General features: G+C 66.7%; 21 protein-coding genes. 9 read left to right on the forward strand and 12 right to left on the reverse strand.

Annotated features, from left to right (window positions below):
• Positions 1–54: 54 nt before the first annotated feature.
• Both J0I42_RS10645 and J0I42_RS10650 read right to left on the reverse strand, forming a co-directional pair.
• Entirely contained in the window at positions 55–696 is a 642-nt protein-coding gene (locus J0I42_RS10645) for a hypothetical protein (RefSeq protein ID WP_291654802.1), read from the reverse strand.
• Positions 697–724: 28 nt separating this feature from the next.
• Complete coding sequence (locus J0I42_RS10650; RefSeq protein ID WP_291654803.1) at positions 725–1132, reverse strand: hypothetical protein; 408 nt, start codon at positions 1130–1132, stop codon at positions 725–727.
• A gap of 187 nt (positions 1133–1319) precedes the next feature.
• Here J0I42_RS10650 and J0I42_RS10655 point away from each other — a divergent pair, with 187 nt between their 5' ends.
• The 5 genes from J0I42_RS10655 to J0I42_RS10675 all read left to right on the forward strand — a co-directional run bounded on the left by J0I42_RS10655 (position 1320) and on the right by J0I42_RS10675 (position 5598).
• Entirely contained in the window at positions 1320–1604 is a 285-nt protein-coding gene (locus J0I42_RS10655) for an aa3-type cytochrome c oxidase subunit IV (RefSeq protein ID WP_291654804.1), read from the forward strand.
• A gap of 37 nt (positions 1605–1641) precedes the next feature.
• The gene (locus J0I42_RS10660; RefSeq protein ID WP_291654805.1) at positions 1642–2781 is read left to right on the forward strand and encodes a Re/Si-specific NAD(P)(+) transhydrogenase subunit alpha; all 1140 of its coding nucleotides are present in this window, start codon (positions 1642–1644) and stop codon (positions 2779–2781) included.
• Between the two features lie 18 nt (positions 2782–2799).
• Positions 2800–3234 carry an NAD(P) transhydrogenase subunit alpha part 2 gene (locus J0I42_RS10665; protein ID WP_291654806.1) on the forward strand — a complete coding sequence of 145 codons (435 nt, stop codon included), beginning with the start codon at positions 2800–2802 and terminating at the stop codon, positions 3232–3234.
• A 5-nt stretch (positions 3235–3239) separates the two neighbouring features.
• Positions 3240–4646 carry an NAD(P)(+) transhydrogenase (Re/Si-specific) subunit beta gene (locus J0I42_RS10670; RefSeq protein WP_291654807.1) on the forward strand — a complete coding sequence of 469 codons (1407 nt, stop codon included), beginning with the start codon at positions 3240–3242 and terminating at the stop codon, positions 4644–4646.
• An 82-nt stretch (positions 4647–4728) separates the two neighbouring features.
• A complete protein-coding gene (locus J0I42_RS10675; RefSeq protein ID WP_291654808.1) occupies positions 4729–5598 on the forward strand; it encodes an alpha/beta hydrolase in 870 nt (289 codons plus the stop codon).
• 20 nt (positions 5599–5618) lie between these two features.
• On the opposite strand, the gene J0I42_RS10680 is transcribed toward J0I42_RS10675, so the two are convergent.
• The 5 genes from J0I42_RS10680 to J0I42_RS10700 form a co-directional block, all read right to left on the reverse strand.
• The gene (locus tag J0I42_RS10680; RefSeq protein WP_291654809.1) at positions 5619–6467 is read right to left on the reverse strand and encodes a tetratricopeptide repeat protein; all 849 of its coding nucleotides are present in this window, start codon (positions 6465–6467) and stop codon (positions 5619–5621) included.
• Between the two features lie 243 nt (positions 6468–6710).
• Positions 6711–6944 (reverse strand): 30S ribosomal protein S21, encoded by a 234-nt coding sequence (gene rpsU, locus J0I42_RS10685; RefSeq protein WP_047579559.1) that lies wholly within the window; start codon positions 6942–6944, stop codon positions 6711–6713.
• Between the two features lie 170 nt (positions 6945–7114).
• Positions 7115–8221: a 5-(carboxyamino)imidazole ribonucleotide synthase gene (locus tag J0I42_RS10690; RefSeq protein WP_291654810.1), complete on the reverse strand. Its 1107-nt coding sequence runs from the start codon at positions 8219–8221 to the stop codon at positions 7115–7117.
• Entirely contained in the window at positions 8218–8718 is a 501-nt protein-coding gene (gene purE, locus J0I42_RS10695) for a 5-(carboxyamino)imidazole ribonucleotide mutase (protein WP_291654811.1), read from the reverse strand. The genes J0I42_RS10690 and purE overlap by 4 nt, the downstream gene beginning before the upstream one ends.
• A 242-nt stretch (positions 8719–8960) precedes the next feature.
• Entirely contained in the window at positions 8961–9179 is a 219-nt protein-coding gene (locus J0I42_RS10700; protein WP_047580734.1) for a YdcH family protein, read from the reverse strand.
• 228 nt (positions 9180–9407) lie between these two features.
• Between J0I42_RS10700 and J0I42_RS10705 the strand changes: the two genes are divergently transcribed.
• The 3 genes from J0I42_RS10705 to J0I42_RS10715 all read left to right on the forward strand — a co-directional run bounded on the left by J0I42_RS10705 (position 9408) and on the right by J0I42_RS10715 (position 10577).
• Positions 9408–9596 carry a YdcH family protein gene (locus J0I42_RS10705; protein WP_199091974.1) on the forward strand — a complete coding sequence of 63 codons (189 nt, stop codon included), beginning with the start codon at positions 9408–9410 and terminating at the stop codon, positions 9594–9596.
• Between the two features lie 179 nt (positions 9597–9775).
• Positions 9776–10036 carry a GlsB/YeaQ/YmgE family stress response membrane protein gene (locus J0I42_RS10710; protein WP_291654812.1) on the forward strand — a complete coding sequence of 87 codons (261 nt, stop codon included), beginning with the start codon at positions 9776–9778 and terminating at the stop codon, positions 10034–10036.
• 34 nt (positions 10037–10070) lie between these two features.
• The gene (locus J0I42_RS10715; RefSeq protein ID WP_291654813.1) at positions 10071–10577 is read left to right on the forward strand and encodes a YidB family protein; all 507 of its coding nucleotides are present in this window, start codon (positions 10071–10073) and stop codon (positions 10575–10577) included.
• 141 nt (positions 10578–10718) lie between these two features.
• Here the strand turns inward: J0I42_RS10715 and J0I42_RS10720 are convergent, their stop codons facing one another.
• Complete coding sequence (locus J0I42_RS10720) at positions 10719–12347, reverse strand: acyl-CoA synthetase (protein ID WP_291654814.1); 1629 nt, start codon at positions 12345–12347, stop codon at positions 10719–10721.
• Between the two features lie 98 nt (positions 12348–12445).
• Complete coding sequence (locus J0I42_RS10725; protein WP_291654815.1) at positions 12446–13210, reverse strand: sulfite exporter TauE/SafE family protein; 765 nt, start codon at positions 13208–13210, stop codon at positions 12446–12448.
• Positions 13211–13383: 173 nt separating this feature from the next.
• Between J0I42_RS10725 and J0I42_RS10730 the strand changes: the two genes are divergently transcribed.
• A complete protein-coding gene (locus J0I42_RS10730; protein ID WP_291654816.1) occupies positions 13384–15315 on the forward strand; it encodes a propionyl-CoA synthetase in 1932 nt (643 codons plus the stop codon).
• Between the two features lie 21 nt (positions 15316–15336).
• Here J0I42_RS10730 and J0I42_RS10735 read toward each other — a convergent pair whose 3' ends face one another.
• The 3 genes from J0I42_RS10735 to J0I42_RS10745 form a co-directional block, all read right to left on the reverse strand.
• Entirely contained in the window at positions 15337–16227 is an 891-nt protein-coding gene (locus tag J0I42_RS10735; protein ID WP_291654817.1) for an MBL fold metallo-hydrolase, read from the reverse strand.
• A 25-nt stretch (positions 16228–16252) separates the two neighbouring features.
• Positions 16253–16981, reverse strand: coding sequence for a DUF1013 domain-containing protein (locus J0I42_RS10740; RefSeq protein WP_291654818.1), 729 nt, complete (start codon positions 16979–16981; stop codon positions 16253–16255).
• A gap of 194 nt (positions 16982–17175) precedes the next feature.
• Positions 17176–17691 (reverse strand): hypothetical protein, encoded by a 516-nt coding sequence (locus tag J0I42_RS10745; protein WP_291654819.1) that lies wholly within the window; start codon positions 17689–17691, stop codon positions 17176–17178.
• Positions 17692–17863: the final 172 nt, after the last annotated feature.

The raw sequence follows: 17863 nt of genomic DNA on the forward strand, positions 1-17863 counted from the left end.
GGGCCGACAGTACCGCAGGCGGACGATCGGCGTCATATTTCCTGCCTCAGCCGGTCACTTTTCGCCGTCGTCCCAGTAGTTGCAGCGGTCGGGATCGCCGACGAGCGCTTCCACGCCCGCGCGGAGCCTGCGGTCGGGATCGACGTAGATCCCGATACCCAGCCATTTGATTCCGTCGTTCAACTTCGCATCGTTGGAAGGATCTGTCGGCCACTGCGCTATCACCTGATAGCGTGCGCCCTCCTCCTCGATCCGCGAGACGATGGCATCCCAGTCGCGCAGCCGCAGCCTCGCACTACCGGGCTCTTCGATTCTGTTGCGGTAACGTCCATGGATTTCCTCGAAATGATTGGTCACGGACAGGAGGATTGGCTTCAGTAGCTTCGCCGACTGCTCGGCAGGGAACGGATCCGAGAAGGCCATGAGATAGCAGACCTTTCCCATTTTCACGGCGCGGCGTCCCATATAGTACTTCAGGGGTGGCAGCGGCTCGCTGACCCGTACGAAGCGGACATGGTCGCGTATCGACGGGGTCCAATGGGACATCAACGCGCGGTTCCGGCGCCGATCCGGCATCGTCAGGGACAGGTTCGGATCGCCCAGAAGAATCCCGAAAACCGTTTCCTCCGCCTGTGCCGGCAGCGCGCAGGCGGCTAGGCCGCAGGCCATCACCAGTATGCGAATGATGCCTGTCATCGGCGAGCCCTCCCTGTCGGACGCCAGGTCAAAGCCGCAGGTCGTTGTTCCAGCCCGGTACCCTGCCGGCGCAGACCCAGTCGCTGCCGCCCCGGAGGGAGCCGGTATAGCGGTAGCCCGATCGCGCCGGCCGGACGGCGTTGTATGTGCTCCAGGCTTTGGTCCGGCCGGGCGCCAGCCCGTCGGCGCCGCAATCCTGCGTGCCGTTCCGGCGCAGATTGCAGAACTTGATGTAGATGCGCCCCGGGCAGTTGTTGGTCATCCGCGCCGTCAGCAGCCTGCCGCCCTCGAGCCAGAGAACCTCACCCCGGACGCATTGACGCGGGGGCGTGTAGCAGCCGTTGCGATCGGCGGTTTGCGCGGCGGCGCGGTCTGCAACAGTGGCTGCGCCGATAAGCGCGAATGCCGACAGGGACAGGCGAATGAAAGCGATCATGATTCTCTCGAGGTGAAGCTGGGAAAGGCCGTGGCCGATCCGGGCAGATGACCGGGCCCCTGCGCCGGGTCTTCACCCATCCGGGTTATCCGAAACATGGGGCGGCCTGCCGGGCGCACGGCGTTGCCCGTGCTTCGCGGGTGCGCTACAGGCTTAGGGAGACTGTGTCTTTTTCAGGATCGAGACCATGGCCGACCACGCCCATCACGCCGACACCCCCGCGATGGACTATCCCGAGCATGAGCGGACCTATACCGGCTTCGTGCATTTCGCCGAGGTCGCGACCGTCGCCTCGCTCGCCATCGTCGCGGCGCTCGCCGTCGGCGGCACCAAGCATGCCTGGGGCACGGCGCTGATCGGCACGCTGCTTGCGGTGATCGGCACCGGCGTCGGCATTGCCGCCCCGTCGATCTCCTGGCGCGCGCCCCTCGTCTCGCTGGTGCTGATGCTGCTCGCGCTGCTCCTGCTCTGACCGTCTCCCCATAACGCCGGAAAGGCCTGCCCCCGCCATGCGCATTGCTGTCCCAGCCGAAACGCAAGGGGCGGAAACCCGCGTCGCAGCGACGCCGGAGACCGTCCGCAAGTTCAAGGGCCTCGGTGCCGAGGTCGTGGTCGAGGCGGGGGCGGGCAAAGCCTCCGGCATCCTCGATGCGGAGTACGAGGCGGCAGGGGCGACGATCGCCAAGACGGCCAAGGAGGCGCTCAAGGGCGCTGCCATCGTGTTGAAGGTGCGCCGTCCGTCCGAGGGCGAGATCGCCGGCCTGCCGGCCGGTGCGCTCGTCGTCGCGACGATGGACCCTTACGGCAACGAACCGCAGGTCGAGGCCCTGGCCAAGGCGAATGTCGCCGCCTTCGCCATGGAGTTCATGCCGCGCATCACCCGCGCGCAGGTGATGGACGTGCTGTCCTCGCAGGCCAATCTCGCCGGCTATCGCGCCGTGATCGACGGCGCCGCCGAATACGGCAGGGCGCTGCCGATGATGATGACGGCGGCGGGAACCGTTCCGGCCGCGCGCATCTTCATCATGGGCGTCGGTGTCGCCGGGCTGCAGGCGATCGCGACCGCGCGCCGTCTCGGCGCCATCGTGACCGCGACCGACGTGCGCCCCGCCACCAAGGAGCAGGTCGAATCGCTCGGCGCCAAGTTCCTCGCCGTCGAGGACGAGGAGTTCAAGCAGGCGCAGACCGCCGGCGGCTACGCCAAGGAGATGTCCAAGGAATACCAGGCGAAGCAGGCGGAATTGACCGCCAGCCATATCGCCAAGCAGGACATCGTCATCACCACCGCGCTGATCCCGGGCCGCCCGGCGCCGAAGCTGATCTCGGCGGCGATGGTCGAGAGCATGAAGCCGGGTTCCGTGATCGTCGACCTCGCGGTCGAGCGCGGCGGCAATTGCGAGCTCGCCAAGGCGGGCGAGGTCGTGACGACCGATAACGGAGTCAAGATCGTCGGCCATCTCAACGTGCCCGGCCGTCTCGCGGCGACCTCTTCCTCGCTCTACGCCAAGAACCTCTTCGCCTTCGTCGAGACGCTGATCGACAAGGCCGAGAAGAAGCTGGCGGTGAACTGGGACGACGAACTGGTCAAGGCGACCGCCCTGACGAAGGACGGTGCCGTCATCCATCCGAATTTCGCGCCGAAGGCCTGAGCGTAAGGAATTCCGACCATGGCAACTCCCTCCACCGAGCAGGCTCTCGAACAGGCCCGCAACGCGGCGACGCTGGCCAGACAGGCGGCGGAACTCGCCGAGCGCTATGCCGACCAGGCCGCGGCCGCGGCCAGCATCGCGACCGGCGGCGTCGACCCGACGGTCTACCGCCTCGCCATCTTCGTACTCGCCGTCTTTGTCGGCTATTACGTCGTCTGGTCGGTCACACCGGCGCTGCACACGCCGCTGATGTCGGTCACCAACGCGATCTCCTCCGTCATCGTCGTCGGTGCGCTGCTGGCGGTCGGTGTCGAGGCGCTGCCCGCGCTCGGTGACGGGCCGATCTGGGCCAAGGTCTTCGGTTTCCTCGCACTGATCCTCGCCTCGGTGAATATTTTCGGGGGCTTCCTCGTCACCGAGCGGATGCTCGCGATGTACAAGAAGAAGGGCTGATCGCCATGGCCGCGAATCTCTCAGCCCTGCTCTACATCGTCTCCGGCGTTCTCTTCATCATGGCCCTGCGCGGCCTGTCGCATCCCACGACCTCGCGACAGGGCAACCGTTACGGCATGATCGGCATGGCGATCGCCATCGTCACGACCGTCGTGTTCTATCCGCCGTCGGGCTTCTCGGGCTGGCTGCTCGTGCTTCTCGGCATCGTGATCGGCGGTGGCATCGGCGCCGTGATGGCCAAGCGCGTGCAGATGACGCAGATGCCGCAGCTCGTCGCCTTCTTCCACTCGCTGGTCGGCCTCGCCGCGGTGCTGGTGGCGGCTGCCGCGCTCTATGCCCCCGAGGCCTTCAGCATCGGCCGCGTCGGCTCCATCAAGGGCGCCAGCCTGTTCGAGATGGCACTCGGCGTCGCCATCGGCGCGGTCACCTTCACCGGCTCGATCATCGCCTTTCTCAAGCTCGACGGGCGGATGAGCGGCAAGCCGATCATGCTGCCGCAGCGCCATGGCATCAATATCGGGCTCGGCATCGCGCTTGTGGTGTTGCTCGCGGTGTTCATCAAGAGCGAGAGCCATACCGTCTTCTGGCTGATCGTCGCTGTCTCGCTGGTGCTCGGCGTCCTGCTGATCATCCCCATCGGCGGCGCCGACATGCCCGTCGTCGTCTCGATGCTGAACTCCTATTCCGGCTGGGCTGCCGCCGGCATCGGCTTCACGCTCGGCAACATGGCGCTGATCATCACCGGCGCGCTGGTGGGGTCGTCGGGCGCGATCCTGTCCTACATCATGTGCAAGGCGATGAACCGGAGCTTCGTCTCGGTCATCCTCGGCGGCTTCGGCGGCGATGACGCCGCAGCCGGCGCGGGGGGCGCGGTCGAGGCGCGCCCGGTCAAGCAGGGTTCGCCGGACGATGCCGCCTACATCATGAAGAATGCCGGCAAGGTCATCATCGTGCCGGGCTACGGCATGGCGGTGGCACAGGCGCAGCACACGCTGCGCGAGATGGCCGATCTGCTCAAGAAGGAAGGCGTCGAGGTCAAATACGCCATCCATCCGGTCGCGGGCCGCATGCCCGGCCATATGAACGTGCTGCTGGCCGAGGCTAACGTGCCCTATGACGAGGTCTTCGAGCTCGAGGACATCAACTCGGAATTCGGCCAGGCCGACGTCGCCTTCGTCATCGGCGCCAACGACGTCACCAACCCGGCCGCCAAGACCGACAAGTCCTCGCCGATCTATGGCATGCCGATCCTCGACGTCGAGAAGGCCAAGACCGTGCTCTTCATCAAGCGCGGCATGGCGGCAGGCTATGCCGGTGTCGAGAACGAGCTGTTCTTCCGCCCCAATACCATGATGCTCTTCGGCGACGCCAAGAAGGTCACCGACGAAATCGTCAAGGCGATGGCTCACTGAACGGCCACCGCGCCGTCATCGGATTGCTGCAAAGGGCCGGCTTGATCGCCGGCCCTTTCGTTTTCGGAACCCGTGCCGCGCGATGAGCCCGCGTCTGCTGAAACTGCTGCTGCTGGGCCTGGCGGTCTATCTGGCGATGCTCGGCACGCTCTATATCCGCCAGCGTGAACTCGTCTTTCCACGCGATCCCGCAAGAGCCGAGATTGCATCAGCCGGTCTGGCCGCTGCCGAGGAGGCCAGCGTGACCACGGCCGATGGCGAGCGGCTGGTCGCCTGGGTCGTGCCGCCACGCGCCGGCAAGCCCGTGGTGCTCTATTTCCACGGCAATGCCGGCAATCTCGGGGCGACCGGGCGGATCGAGCGTTTCCGGGGGCTGGCCAGGGACGGCCTGGGGATCTTCGCCGTCAGCTATCGCGGCTATGGCGGCTCCACGGGCGCGCCGAGCGAGGAGGGGCTGCTGCAGGATGCGCGGGCGGCCTATGGCGCGGCTGCGGCACGTTTCGGGGCAGGCAGGCTGGTGGGGTATGGCGAGTCGCTGGGTACCGGCGTCGTGCTCAAGCTGGCAGCGGAGGTGCCGTTCCAGGCCGTGGTTCTGGAAGCGCCTTATCGCTCGGCCCTGGCGGTGGCACAGGGGCTCTATCCCTATCTGCCGCTCGCCCTGGTGATGAAGGACCAGTTCCGTTCCGACGAGGTGATCGGCCGGCTTCGGGCACCGCTGCTCGTCCTGCATGGCGAGCTCGATGAAGTCATCCCCTTCGCGCAGGGCAGGCAGCTCTATGAGCTCGCGAATGCACCCAAGCGCTTTCTGCGCTTTCCGGCAGGACGGCATTCCGACCTGCCGCGCTACGGATCGGTCGGCGAGATCACGCGCTTTCTGGCCGATGCAGCCGAAGGTGGCATCGCCGCGGCGGAGAGCCGGACGATCGGGGAGGGCGCCGCTTCGCGGCCCTGACAGGTGCTCCCGGTGCCTGGTCAGCTCCGGAAGAAGCCGCCGCCGCCGAGGCGCGAGGAGCCGGCGCGGGCCTGGGCGTTGTTCCCGTCGATCGAGAGCGCGCGCTGATAGGCTTCGGAGGCTTCCGCCTTCTTGCCCAGCTTCTCGAAGGCGAAGCCGCGACCGGCCCAGGCATCGGCATTGCGGTTGTCGACATTGAGAGCTGCGGTGAAATCTTCCTGCGCCGAATCGTATTTGCCGAGCGCATTCAGGCTCTGGCCGCGCGCGATATAGGGCGGGGCGGTGTAGGGGTTGCGGTCGATCACCGAGTCGAAATCGGTGACGGCATGCTGGTGCTGGCCTTCCTTCTGGTAGACGAGGCCGCGGGCATGGAAGGCTTCCGCCGATTCGGGGTTGAGCCGGATCGCGGTATTGAGGTCGGCCAGCGCCTGCTGGCTGTTGCCCTGCTGGCGCAGCAGGTTGGCGCGGGCGATATAGGCCGGCGCATAGTTCGGGTTGGCCGTGGTGGCGCGGTTGAAATCGGCGAGCGCCGAATCGGCACGGCCGCTCTGGCGCAGCGCGAGACCGCGATTCGTGTAGGCGGAGGCGAGGTTCGGATCGAGCTGGACCGCCTTGGTGAAATCCCCGATCGCATCCGAGAAGCGGCCGACGCGGGCATAGGCCGCTCCGCGGGTGTTGTAGGCGCCGGGATCGTTCGGATTGCGCGAGATGACGTCGCTCAGCGAGCCGATATTGACGCTGGCATCGGCGCTGTCGCGCGTGTCGAGCTCGGCAACGGCCGGCTGCGAGCCGAGATTGGAAACGGTGTCGCAACCCGCGAGCGCCATCGCCATGCCGGCTGCGGCCAACCAGTTACTGCCTCGGATCATGCTCTGCCTCATCGGTTCGGTGCTTCGCCTGCCGCGATGCCCCCGGTTCCCGGAGATAATCGACCTCTCGGCCGCCGCGGCGTGATCGCGCTCCCAGCCGACAGCGCCCGATCGGAGAAAACGCCCTAAACCCGCCAAAACTTGGTTAACGCCGCCGAAATGGCAACGCGCCCGGAGATGGCTCCAGGCGCGATTCGCTATAGGCCCTGCCATGACGATCCCACGGGGATCGCCAAGAGGATCTCAGGGGCGCTTGGGCTTCACCGGCGCGGGCAGGAGGCCTTCGCGCTGGAGCTTCTTGCGCTGGAGCTTGCGGGCGCGGCGGACGGCCTCAGCCGACTCGCGAGCGCGCTTCTCGGAAGGCTTCTCGTAATGACCACGAAGCTTCATCTCACGGAAGATGCCCTCGCGCTGCATCTTCTTCTTGAGGGCGCGGAGCGCCTGATCGACATTGTTGTCGCGAACGAGAACCTGCACGTGAAACGTCCGTCCTTAGCGGGTTGATCCAGGAATTGGAGGCCGGCGGTAAGCAAAGCCCACCGCGCGAAGATGGGTGCCGATAGCAGAATTCATTTCGGCTGTCCACGCTGCGATCCCTTGAAAATGCGGGGCCGCATGCAGTTGGGTAATGGATGTCGGACGAGCGGTCAGGTCCGCTCGTCCGTGACGCGGGTGACATGGCCCATCTTGCGGCCCGGACGGGCGTCGCGCTTGCCGTAGAGATGGAGGTGCGCGCCGGGCTCGGCCAGCAATTCGCGCCAGCGCAATGCACTCGCGCCGATCAGATTCTCCATCTCGACGCGGCCGCGCCGGGCGGTGGAGCCGAGCGGGAAGCCGCAGACGGCGCGGACATGCTGATGGAACTGTGAGGTGTCAGCGCCCTCGCTGGTCCAATGTCCGGAATTATGGACGCGCGGGGCGATCTCGTTGACGACCACGCGCTCGGCGAGGTCGCCCTCGGCCTCCAGCACGAACAGCTCCACGGCGAAGACGCCGATATAACCGAGCGCCTCGCCGATGCGGCGGGCCGCGTCGATCGCCTGCAGCGAGGCGCCTTCCGAGAGGCTGGCCGGCACGCGGGTGTAGGCCAGGATGTGGTCGCGATGCTCGTTCTCGCAGACATCGAAGGCGGCGAAGGAGCCGTCGAGCCCGCGCGCTGCGATGACCGAGACTTCGCGCACGAAGGAGACGAAGCCCTCGAGGATCGCGGGAAAGCGGCCGATCGCCTCGTGGGCCTCGGCGAGGTCGCTGCCCGGCGCGATCTTGACCTGGCCCTTGCCGTCATAGCCGAAGCGACGGGTCTTCAGGACCGAGGGGCGGCCGAGTTCGGTGGCGGCCGTTTCAAGGTCGGCCAGGGTATCGACGGCGCGGAAGGGCGCGACGGCGAGGCCGAGCCCGGAGACGAAGCGCTTCTCGCTGAGCCGGTCCTGCGTCACCGCCAGAGCGCGGGCGCCGGGATGAAGCGGCACGCGCGCGGCGAGGAAGGCCGCGGTTGCGGCCGGGACGTTTTCGAATTCGTAGGTCACGACATCGACGGCGCCGGCGAAACGGGCGAGTGCCTCCTCATCCTCGTATTCCGCGACGGTGTGGCGCGCCGCGACGTCGAAGGCGGGGCTGTCGGCCTCGGGTGCGAAGATGTGGCAACGGATGCCGAGATCGGCAGCTGCGAGGGCCATCATGCGGGCGAGCTGGCCGCCGCCGAGGATGCCAAGCATGGCGCCGGGCGCGAGGCCGGTGGGGACGGGCGGGTTCATACGTCGTCCCGGTTGGGACGCTCGGCGATGCCGGCGCTCTGGCGGGCGCGATAGGCGTCGAGGCGTTCGGCCAGGGCGGGATCGGAGAGGGCGAGCACGGCGGCGGCGAGGAGGGCGGCGTTGACGGCGCCGGCCCGGCCGATGGCGAGCGTGCCGACCGGGATGCCGGCCGGCATCTGGACGATCGAGAGCAGGCTGTCCTGTCCGGACAGCGCCTTGGATTCGACGGGGACGCCGAAGACAGGCAGCGGCGTGAGCGAGGCCGCCATGCCCGGCAGATGCGCCGCGCCACCGGCACCCGCGATGACCACCTTGAAGCCTTCGGCCTTCGCCCCCCTGGCGAAGTCGAAGAGCCGCTCCGGGGTGCGATGGGCGGAAACGATGCGGGCATCATAGGGGACGGCGAGCGCGTCGAGTGCCTCGGCGGCATGACGCATCGTCGCCCAGTCGGACTGACTGCCCATGATGATCGCGACGGGGGGGCTGCTGGCTGCCATGGAATGCGCTCGGGCTCGGCTCCGGAAGCGCGCGATCTAGACCGGTCGATGCCGCGGAAGCAAGGGCGAATCGGCGCCGGCCAGGGCAATCGCATCCGGTTTTCGAGCCCCCATCCCGAGGAGCGGGCCGCAGGTTCGCGTCCCGAACGATATTCCAGGCTGCTCGGGAGCGTCTGAAGCATCCTTCGAGACGCCGCTGCACGGCTCGTCAGGATGAGGATTCCAGGGCAAATGCGCCTGCGTCAGGCGATGATGTCCGGTGTCAGTGCATCCTCGATCTGGGAGATCCGGTCCTTGAGGTAGAGCTTGCGCTTCTTCAGGCGCTGGACCTGGACCTGATTGATCGAACCCACGCGCTCCAGCGCGTCGATGGCACTGTCGAGATCACGGTGCTCCTCGCGCAGCCGCGCGAGTTCCGAGGTGAAGGTCTCGACCTCTTCCGGGCTGAGCTCGAATCCCATGGGCATCTCATCATCGCCTTGATCGGGGGCGACTATGCGCGTGCCGCCCGGCGTCCCGCAAGTGCGGGCGAGGCGGCGCAGGCACAGGGAAGCCATCTATTCACGGCTTTCCGGAAACGGACCGGTGACGATCACAGAATCTCATGAATGCCGTGTGACGGCACAGGGAAGACGTGAAGCCGGCTCTATGCCAGATTGGGACGTCAACCGCTCATCAGGAGGATCCAGATGTCGTTGCAGACCCGTCTTGCGGAACTCGAGCGCAAGCACCGTCAACTCGAGGACGCCATCGCCCAGGCAGTGGCGAGCCCGTCTTCGAGTGACCTCAGCCTCGCGGAGCTGAAGCGGAAGAAATTGCAACTGAAGGATGAGATCGAACGCGTACGGATGACCATTCCGGAGCGAACCTTGCATTGAGCCGACGGGCCGAGTGGCCCGTCGAATGCGATGACGATGTGGATGAACCGGCCCGAAAGGGCCGGTTTTTCGTTGATGCCAGGCGCAGACAGGCTCGTCCCGTGGGGCAGTGCAGATCGCCGGGAACTTCTGCCGCGATGACCGGTTGATCGCGGCACGCATCGCGAGGGGAGGCTGCCATGGGCATCGTCTGGACCATCATCATCGGATTTGTCGCCGGCGTCATCGCCAAGTTCATCATGCCGGGTTCGAACGAGCCGGCCGGGTTCATTCTCACGACCATCCTCGGCATCATCGGCGCCTTCGTCGCGACCTGGCTCGGGCAGTCGCTGGGCTGGTATGCGCCGGGTGAAGGTGCCGGACTGATCGGAGCCATTGTCGGCGCCATCATCGTGCTCGCGGTCTGGGCCGCGATCAGTGGCCGCAGCCGCGCGGTCTGAAGACAACCTTCCTTTCCGACATGGAGCGATTGCCATGAGCGATGACAACAGCAGCAGTGGTTTCCCGTCCCTGACCGCCCTTCTCGGGCTCCTCGCCGTCGCGGGCTACCAGAACCGCGACAAGATCGCGGAATGGCTTGGCGGGCGCGGCCAGCCCGAACCGGGACAGGTCGCAGCGCCGCAGCCGGGTCAGGCCGGGTCTGCGCCGCAAGGCGATGACGGCGGGCTCCTTGGAAGTCTCGGCGGATTGCTCGGGGCCGGCGGCATCGGTGGCGTGCTGAATGGCGGGCTCGGCGAGCTCTCCGACCGGTTCAGGCAGGCCGGGCAGGGCGACAAGGTCGATTCCTGGGTGCAGCAAGGCCCGAACCGGGACGTGGCGCCCAACGATCTCGAGCAGGCGCTCGGGCCGCAGGTCATCGATGCGATCACGCGCCGGACGGGGCTGTCGCGGGAAGATTTGCTGGACCGGCTGTCGCAGGTGCTGCCGGAGGCCGTCGACCGCTTCACGCCGAACGGACGGATCGATCGCGCCGGGGCATGAGGACGCGGCCCTCCAGGTCATGGCCGGGCTTGTCCCGACCTTTCATGTCTTCCGCCGGCCGAAGGTCTTGTTGAAGACGCGGATGCTCGCCACACGGGCGAGCATGACCACTGCGGGGCGCTGCGGCCGGGCCAGCTGAACCTAAAGTGCTCGCGCCATCTCGCGCAGCCGGAATTTCTGGATCTTGCCGGTCGACGTCTTCGGTACCTCGGCGAAGACGATCGTGCGCGGGCATTTGAACGATGCGAGATGATCGCGGCACCAGGCGATGATCTCGGCCTCGGTCGCGGTCTTGCCGGGCCTCAGTTCGATGAAGGCGCAAGGGGTCTCGCCCCATTTATCGTCGGGGCGGGCGACCACGGCGGCGGCCTGCACGGCCGGGTGTTTGTAGAGCGCGTCCTCGACCTCGATGGACGAGATGTTCTCGCCGCCGGAGATGATGATGTCCTTCGAGCGGTCCTTGAGCTGGATATAGCCGTCGGGATAGCGCACGCCGAGATCGCCGGTATGGAACCAGCCGCCGGCAAATGCAGTCTCGGTCGATTTCCGATTGCCGAGATAACCCTTCATCACGACATTGCCGCGCATCATCACCTCGCCGAGCGTCTGGCCGTCGCGCGGGACGGGCTGCATCGTCTCGGGATCGAGCACGTCGAGGCCTTCGAGCGCCGGGTAGCGCACCCCCTGGCGGGCCTTCTTGGCCGCCTGCTCGGCCGGAGAGAGGGCGTTCCAGTCGTCGTTCCAGTCGTTGACGACGGAGGGCCCGTAGCACTCGGTCAGGCCATAGAGATGCGTCACCTCGAACCCGGCCTGCTTCATGCCGGCGAGCACGGCCTCGGGCGGTGGGGCCGCCGCTGTGAAGAAGGACACTTTCTGCGGGAAATCGCGGCGCTCCCCGGGCGTGGCGTTGAGCAGCGCCGACATCACGATCGGCGCACCGCAGAGATGGGTGACGCCATGGTCGGCCAGCGCGTCATACATCGCCTTGGCGCGGACCTGGCGCAGGCAGACATGGGTGCCGGCAACGATCGAGATCGTCCAGGGGAAGCACCAGCCGTTGCAGTGGAACATCGGCAGCGTCCAGAGATAGACCGGATGCCGGCCCATATTGCCGGTGATGACGTTGGAGGTCGCCAGCAGATTGGCGCCGCGATGGTGGTAGACGACGCCCTTGGGATCGCCGGTGGTGCCGGAGGTGTAGTTCAGCGCGATGGCGTCCCATTCGTCGGTGGGCATCAGCCAGTCGAAATCCGGATCGCCCGATGCGACGAAAGCCTCGTACTCGATCTGGCCCAATCGTTCGCCGGGGCCGTCATAGACGGGGTCGTCATAGTCGATGACGATGGGCTTCGTCTTGCAGAGCGCCAGCGCCTCCCTGATCGTCTTGGAGAACTCGCGGTCGGTGATCAGCACCTTCGCGCCGCCATGATCGAGCGAGAAGGCGATGATCGCCGCGTCGAGCCGCGTGTTCAGCGTGTTCAGCACGGCGCCGGCCATCGGCACACCGTAATGACATTCGAGCATGGCCGGCGTGTTCGGCAGCATCGCGGCCACCGTGTCGTTCTTGCCGATGCCGTGCTTCGTCAGCGCCGAAGCGAGGCGGCGGGAGCGGGCATAGAACGCGGCATAGGAGCGGCGCAGCGGCCCGTGGATGATCGCGGTACGGTCGGGAAAGACCGAGGCGGCCCGCTCGAGGAAGGCGAGCGGCGTCAGCGGCTGGTAGTTCGCCGGATTGCGGTCGAGATCGGTGTCATAGGCCGAACGGGTCATCGGGAGCCTTCCTCGCAAGCGCCGAAAGCCTTAGCGGCTGGCGCGCTCCCAGGTAATCCATCCCTTTTTCCGATGCGGCGCAATCGCGCGGGCGGGGCTCAGCCGAGAAGATGCAGCTCGCGCGCACCGTCATAGACGAGCTTCGTGCCCACCAGCAGCAGGAGCCAGTAGACGATGCCGTAAAAGCGCTCCGCGGGCACGCGCCGGATCAGCCAGACCCCGGCGAAGGTCGCCGCGACCGCAAAGGGGAGCAGCGCTGCGGAGGCGAGCAGGTTCTGGCCGTTGAGCTGGCCGAGCGCGAGATAGGGCACGAGCTTCACCAGATTCATCGCGGCGAAGAAAACCGCGCCCGTGCCGACGAAGACGGCGGGCTTCAGCCTCTGCGGCATGACGTAGATCTGGAAGGGCGGGCCGCCGGCATGGGCGACCATGCTGGTGAAGCCGCAGACGAAACCCCAGAGGCTGCCGCCGCTCCAGTTCGCTTGCGTGGCGACTGCAGGCTTCCTGCCGTCGCTCAGCATGCGGCGCAGGGCGAAGCCGACCGAGATCAGCCCGACCGCGAGCACGACGGCGGCGTCCGAGACCTTCGCGGCCAGAAGGTAGCCCATGAGAATGCCAAGCAGGGCGCCGGGCGCCAGCGTCGCGAGATTACGGCGGTCGAAATCGCGGCGATAGGACCAGACCGAGACGACATCCTGTGCGATGAGGAGGGGCAGCATGATCGCAGCCGCCGTCACCGGCGAGACCACCAGCGCCATCAAGGGCAGGGAAAGCAGGCCGAGCCCGGAGAAGCCGCCCTTGGCGAGGCCGGTCATGACGACGGCCGGCACCATGGCGGCGAAGAAGAGCAGGTCAAAGGGCATGTGGTACTGCGTCGCAGGGCCGGGAAATGCAGGTCGGGGTCGGCGAAAGTCTTAAGGCAGAGCGCTTGCGCCGGGCGTGGGGAAGAGCGCAGGATTCTGCGCAAAACCAGCCCCGCCATTGCCGGCTCGCCACGGGGCTTTAGGCTGAAACCCGGCGCAGAGGAACGCTTGCGATGAATGGCTCCCATGCGGCGCCCGCCCGCTCAGAAGGCTATCATGAGACCTATGCCCGCTGGCGGGCTGATCCGGATGACTACTGGCTCGACATCGCGCGGGCCATCGACTGGATCAAGCCGCCCGAGAAGGCCTTCGATCCGGCCGCCGGCATCTATGGGCGCTGGTTCCCGGATGCGACCTGCAACACCTGCTTCAACGCGCTCGACCGGCATGTGCGAGACGGCCGTGGCGAGCAGGCGGCGCTGATCTATGACAGCCCGGTCACCGCGACCAAGGCGACCTATACCTATGCTGAGATGCTGGAGGAGGTGGCGACGCTCGCCGCCGTCCTGCAGGATCTCGGCGTCGGCAAGGGTGACCGCGTCATCATCTACATGCCGATGGTGCCGGAAGCGGCCTTCGCCATGCTGGCCTGCGCCCGGATCGGCGCCGTACATTCGGTGGTGTTCGGCGGTTTCGCGGCCAAGGAACTGGCGACGCGCATCGACGATGCCGAGCCCAAGGTGATCCTGACCGCGACCTGCGGCATCGAGCCGACGCGCGTGGTCGAGTACAAGCCCTTGCTCGACGGCGCGATCGAGATGGCCCGGCACAAGCCGCAGGCCTGCGTCGTGCTGCAGCGGCCGCAGGCCGACGCCTCCATGCATGTGACCCGCGACAGGAACTGGCGCACGCTGGTTGCCGCCGCCAAGGCGGCCGGGCGCAAGGCGGAATGCGTCGAGGTCGCGGCGACCGATCCGCTCTACATTCTCTACACCTCCGGCACGACCGGCCGGCCCAAGGGCGTGGTCCGCGACAATGGCGGGCACATGGTCGTGCTCAAGGCGACGATGGACCAGCTCTTCGATGTCGGGCCGGGTGAGGTGATGTTCTGCGCTTCCGATGTCGGCTGGGTCGTCGGTCACGGCTATATCGTCTATGCGCCCTTGATTCAGGGCGCGACCAGCGTGCTCTACGAGGGCAAGCCGGTCGGCACGCCCGATCCCGGCGCCTTCTGGCGGGTGATCGCCGAGCATGGCGCCAAGGTGCTGTTCACGGCGCCGACCGCCTTCCGCGCCATCCGCAAGGAGGACCCGGAGGGCAACTATCTCGCCGGGCACGATCTCTCGCGCTTCAAGGCGCTGTTCCTCGCCGGCGAGCGGGCTGATCCCGAGACCCTGAAATGGGCGGAGGCGATGCTCAAGGTGCCCGTCATCGATCATTGGTGGCAGACCGAGAGCGGCTCGCCGATCGTCGGCGATCCGCTGGGGCTCGGGCTCCTGCCGGTGAAGCACGGTTCGCCGACGGTGCCGCTGCCGGGCTGGGACGTGCAGTGCCTGGACGAAGGCGGGCGGCCGGTCGAGGCCGGCAAGATGGGCGCGATCGTACTGAAGCTGCCTTTGCCGCCCGGCGCGCTGCCGACGCTCTGGAACGACGATGCGCGTTTCAAGGAAGCGTATCTCGCGACCTATCCGGGCTTCTACAATACCTCGGATGCCGGGTTCATCGATGCGGACGGCTATGTCTTCATCATGGGCCGCACCGACGACATCATCAATGTCGCCGGGCACCGGCTTTCGACCGGCGGCATGGAGGAGGTTCTGGCGGCGCATCCGGCGGTGGCGGAATGCGCGGTCGTCGGCATTCGCGACGCGCTCAAGGGTGAGCAGCCCTGCGGCTTCGTGGTGCTGAAGGCCGGCGCGACGGTCACGCCCGAGCAGGTCGAGAAGGAGCTGGTCGCGCTGGTGCGCGAGCGCATCGGGCCGGTGGCGGCGTTCAAGCTGGCACTGACGGTCGCCCGGTTGCCGAAGACGCGCTCCGGGAAGATCCTGCGGGCGACGATGAAGAAGATCGCCGATGGCGAGGATTACGCCGTGCCGGCGACGATCGAGGACACTGCCGTGCTCGGCGAGATCGGCACGGCGTTGAAGGGCAGGGGGATCGGGTAGCGGCCGGCTGTTCGGGAGAGGCTAGTACGCGATTGCCGCGCCGTTCCAGCTCAGCAGGCGCTCCGGCACGTCGAGGCGCATCAGGTCCTCGCCGATCAGCAAGGCGCCGGCATAGCCCGCAGCCCGGACTTCGCGGGCGAGCGCGGCGGTGTCGGCATTGGGCGGCACCAGATGGGTCAGCGCCAGCGCCTGGGCTCGGGTCCGCATGGCTAGGCCTGCCACGACAGCGGGTGTCATGTGGTAGCTCTCGACTGCCGCGACGGTCGCGGCCGAGCGAACGCCGGCGACGACGGGCATCTGGCTGGCGATGAAGACCTCGCAGATCAGGAGGTCGCATCCGAGGGCCTGCGTCTCCAGCGAAGGGGTAAGGCGGGTGTCGCCCGAAAAGACGATGCGGGCACCGCCATACGACAGGGCCAGGCCGAAAGCGGGCTCGACCGGGCGGTGATCGACGAGGAAGGCTTCGACCGAGAGACCGCCGAGGCCCGAGACCGGGCCTTCGCGCAATTCCTCGAAGACGACTTCCAACCCGGTCGCATCGGGCCGCTTCTCGAAGGCGATGCGCAGGGAGCGTTCGCGCTCGAAGGCGGCATATTGCGCGCGGAGATTGGAGAGTGCGGGCGCCGGGGCGAGGACGCGCCAGGGCCTGGCGCGACCCTGGTGCCAGGAGGAGATCACGAGCTGGTAGAAATCGACCAGATGGTCGGAATGCTCGTGCGTGACGATCAGGGCGTCGATATCGGCGCCGCGCGTGCCGGCCGCGACGAGGCGCTGGCTGACACCCGAGCCGCAATCGATCAGCAGCTTGCGGCCGGCCGCCTCGACGAGATGCGAGGGGCCGGCGCGGCGCAGGCTGACGGGCGGAGCACCGGTGCCGAGGAAGGTGAAGGCGAGGCCGTCCAAGCTCGACATCCGCAGCGTCCGTATCGAGGGGCTCTTACTCGTCGTCTTCTTCGTCGGCCGGACGCTTCATCTGCTTCAGCTTGGCGAAGACGGAATCGACGTCGATCGCGGCTTCCTCCTCGCGCTTCGGCCGGCTCATGTCGGCGAAGGGCTGGCTCTCGCTGCGCGCGGGCTCCGGAGCGATCGCCTCTTCCACCGTGAGCAGGGTCGAGCCGGCCTCGGCCAGCGCGGCCGGGCGGTCCTTGGCGGCGCGGCCGACTTCGAAATCGAGATCGATCTGCGAGCACAGGCCGAGGCTGACCGGGTCGATCGGGGTCAGCGACTGGGCGTTCCAGTGGGTGCGGTCGCGGATCTGCGCGATGGTGGACTTGGTCGTGCCGATCAGGCGGATGATCTGCGCGTCCTTGAGTTCGGGATGGTTGCGCAGCAGCCAGAGGATGGCGTTCGGACGGTCCTGGCGCTTCGAGACCGGGGTGTAGCGCGGACCCTTGGTGCGCTTGATCTCCGGTACCTTCACCTTGCGCTCGGCGAGCTTGAGATGGTGGTTCGGGTTCTTGGCGGCGCGCTCCAGCTCCTCGCGGGTGAGCTGGCCGGAGGTGATCGGGTCTAGGCCCTTGATGCCGGCGGCGACTTCACCGTCCGCGATGCCGCGCACCTCCAGCGGGTGCAGCTTGCAGAACTCGGCGATCTGCTCGAACGTCAGCGAAGTGTTCTCGACCAGCCAGACCGCGGTGGCCTTGGGCATCAGCGGGGTTTGTGACACGGGATGGTCTCCTGTTCGCCTTCGCGCCGCCGCTCGCAGGGGCTCTCAAAGGCAGGGTCGCGGACAATAGCTCTCATGCGCCGACCGGCCTCCCCGGCCGGCCATCCAAATCATCGACGATGAGCAGGATGGCGCGCCTTATAGGCGAGGGCGGGGCCAGTGTCCATGAAAAGCAGCGTGATGCACCGCTGCCGCTATTGGGATGAAGCTCTGAACAAGGGCCAGAAGAAGACCCCCCACTTTCTGGCGCTCGGGTCATTCGCGCAGTTGTAGTAGTTAGGCCCGAAATAGGGATCGTATTTTTTCCACTTGGCCCAGATGTCGATGTGCCTGTACCCGTAGGCTACGATACCCTCTACGCCGTTCAGTTTTTCATTGGCCTTATGGGCGGGGATAACCGATGGCGATCCATGCCTTCCGGTCAAGTAAACGACCATGTCGATGGTCGAGAATATATACAGGAACCCATCGCCGCCTTGCAGTGTGCGCGGAACACCACCCTTGATCATCTTGGGGTTCGAATACCTCTCCACGTCCTGAATCTGGGCGCCACCTCTGTTCATCGCGTAGCAGAGTTGGGATGCGCATGTTTCACGCCCCGCCATGAACTTTGCGAAGTCTCCGCCGACTTTTTCCCTTAGGCCTTTTCCCGGCACGTGGTTGGGCGTTAACCGCTCAAGATTGGGAAGCCGTACCATGTCGTAGACCATGAGTTCTCTCCATCTGCGAGGCTAGGGGCAGCCTGACAGATGCCTGGTCGGACGCGTCCTCGAAATGATGGAGAGACGAGCGGCCCTTCGAGAGAAAGGGCGTTTCACGATTGCCGGCGGACCGCCGGATGCCACGGTTGCGACGCAGCCCGTCAAGCCTTGGATGGCTTCT

Origin of the sequence: Allobosea sp. (assembly GCF_017308015.1) — a bacterium.
In the GTDB taxonomy this organism is placed as follows: domain Bacteria; phylum Pseudomonadota; class Alphaproteobacteria; order Rhizobiales; family Beijerinckiaceae; genus Allobosea.

Coding starts and splice junctions, on each gene's coding strand:
- J0I42_RS10645 (WP_291654802.1), bottom strand. CDS start 696: ATGACAGGCATCATTCGCATACTGGTGATGGCCTGCGGCCTAGCCGCC.
- J0I42_RS10650 (WP_291654803.1), bottom strand. CDS start 1,132: ATGATCGCTTTCATTCGCCTGTCCCTGTCGGCATTCGCGCTTATCGGC.
- J0I42_RS10655 (WP_291654804.1), top strand. CDS start 1,320: ATGGCCGACCACGCCCATCACGCCGACACCCCCGCGATGGACTATCCC.
- J0I42_RS10660 (WP_291654805.1), top strand. CDS start 1,642: ATGCGCATTGCTGTCCCAGCCGAAACGCAAGGGGCGGAAACCCGCGTC.
- J0I42_RS10665 (WP_291654806.1), top strand. CDS start 2,800: ATGGCAACTCCCTCCACCGAGCAGGCTCTCGAACAGGCCCGCAACGCG.
- J0I42_RS10670 (WP_291654807.1), top strand. CDS start 3,240: ATGGCCGCGAATCTCTCAGCCCTGCTCTACATCGTCTCCGGCGTTCTC.
- J0I42_RS10675 (WP_291654808.1), top strand. CDS start 4,729: ATGAGCCCGCGTCTGCTGAAACTGCTGCTGCTGGGCCTGGCGGTCTAT.
- J0I42_RS10680 (WP_291654809.1), bottom strand. CDS start 6,467: ATGATCCGAGGCAGTAACTGGTTGGCCGCAGCCGGCATGGCGATGGCG.
- J0I42_RS10690 (WP_291654810.1), bottom strand. CDS start 8,221: ATGAACCCGCCCGTCCCCACCGGCCTCGCGCCCGGCGCCATGCTTGGC.
- purE (WP_291654811.1), bottom strand. CDS start 8,718: ATGGCAGCCAGCAGCCCCCCCGTCGCGATCATCATGGGCAGTCAGTCC.
- J0I42_RS10700 (WP_047580734.1), bottom strand. CDS start 9,179: ATGGGATTCGAGCTCAGCCCGGAAGAGGTCGAGACCTTCACCTCGGAA.
- J0I42_RS10705 (WP_199091974.1), top strand. CDS start 9,408: ATGTCGTTGCAGACCCGTCTTGCGGAACTCGAGCGCAAGCACCGTCAA.
- J0I42_RS10710 (WP_291654812.1), top strand. CDS start 9,776: ATGGGCATCGTCTGGACCATCATCATCGGATTTGTCGCCGGCGTCATC.
- J0I42_RS10715 (WP_291654813.1), top strand. CDS start 10,071: ATGAGCGATGACAACAGCAGCAGTGGTTTCCCGTCCCTGACCGCCCTT.
- J0I42_RS10720 (WP_291654814.1), bottom strand. CDS start 12,347: ATGACCCGTTCGGCCTATGACACCGATCTCGACCGCAATCCGGCGAAC.
- J0I42_RS10725 (WP_291654815.1), bottom strand. CDS start 13,210: ATGCCCTTTGACCTGCTCTTCTTCGCCGCCATGGTGCCGGCCGTCGTC.
- J0I42_RS10730 (WP_291654816.1), top strand. CDS start 13,384: ATGAATGGCTCCCATGCGGCGCCCGCCCGCTCAGAAGGCTATCATGAG.
- J0I42_RS10735 (WP_291654817.1), bottom strand. CDS start 16,227: ATGTCGAGCTTGGACGGCCTCGCCTTCACCTTCCTCGGCACCGGTGCT.
- J0I42_RS10745 (WP_291654819.1), bottom strand. CDS start 17,691: ATGGTCTACGACATGGTACGGCTTCCCAATCTTGAGCGGTTAACGCCC.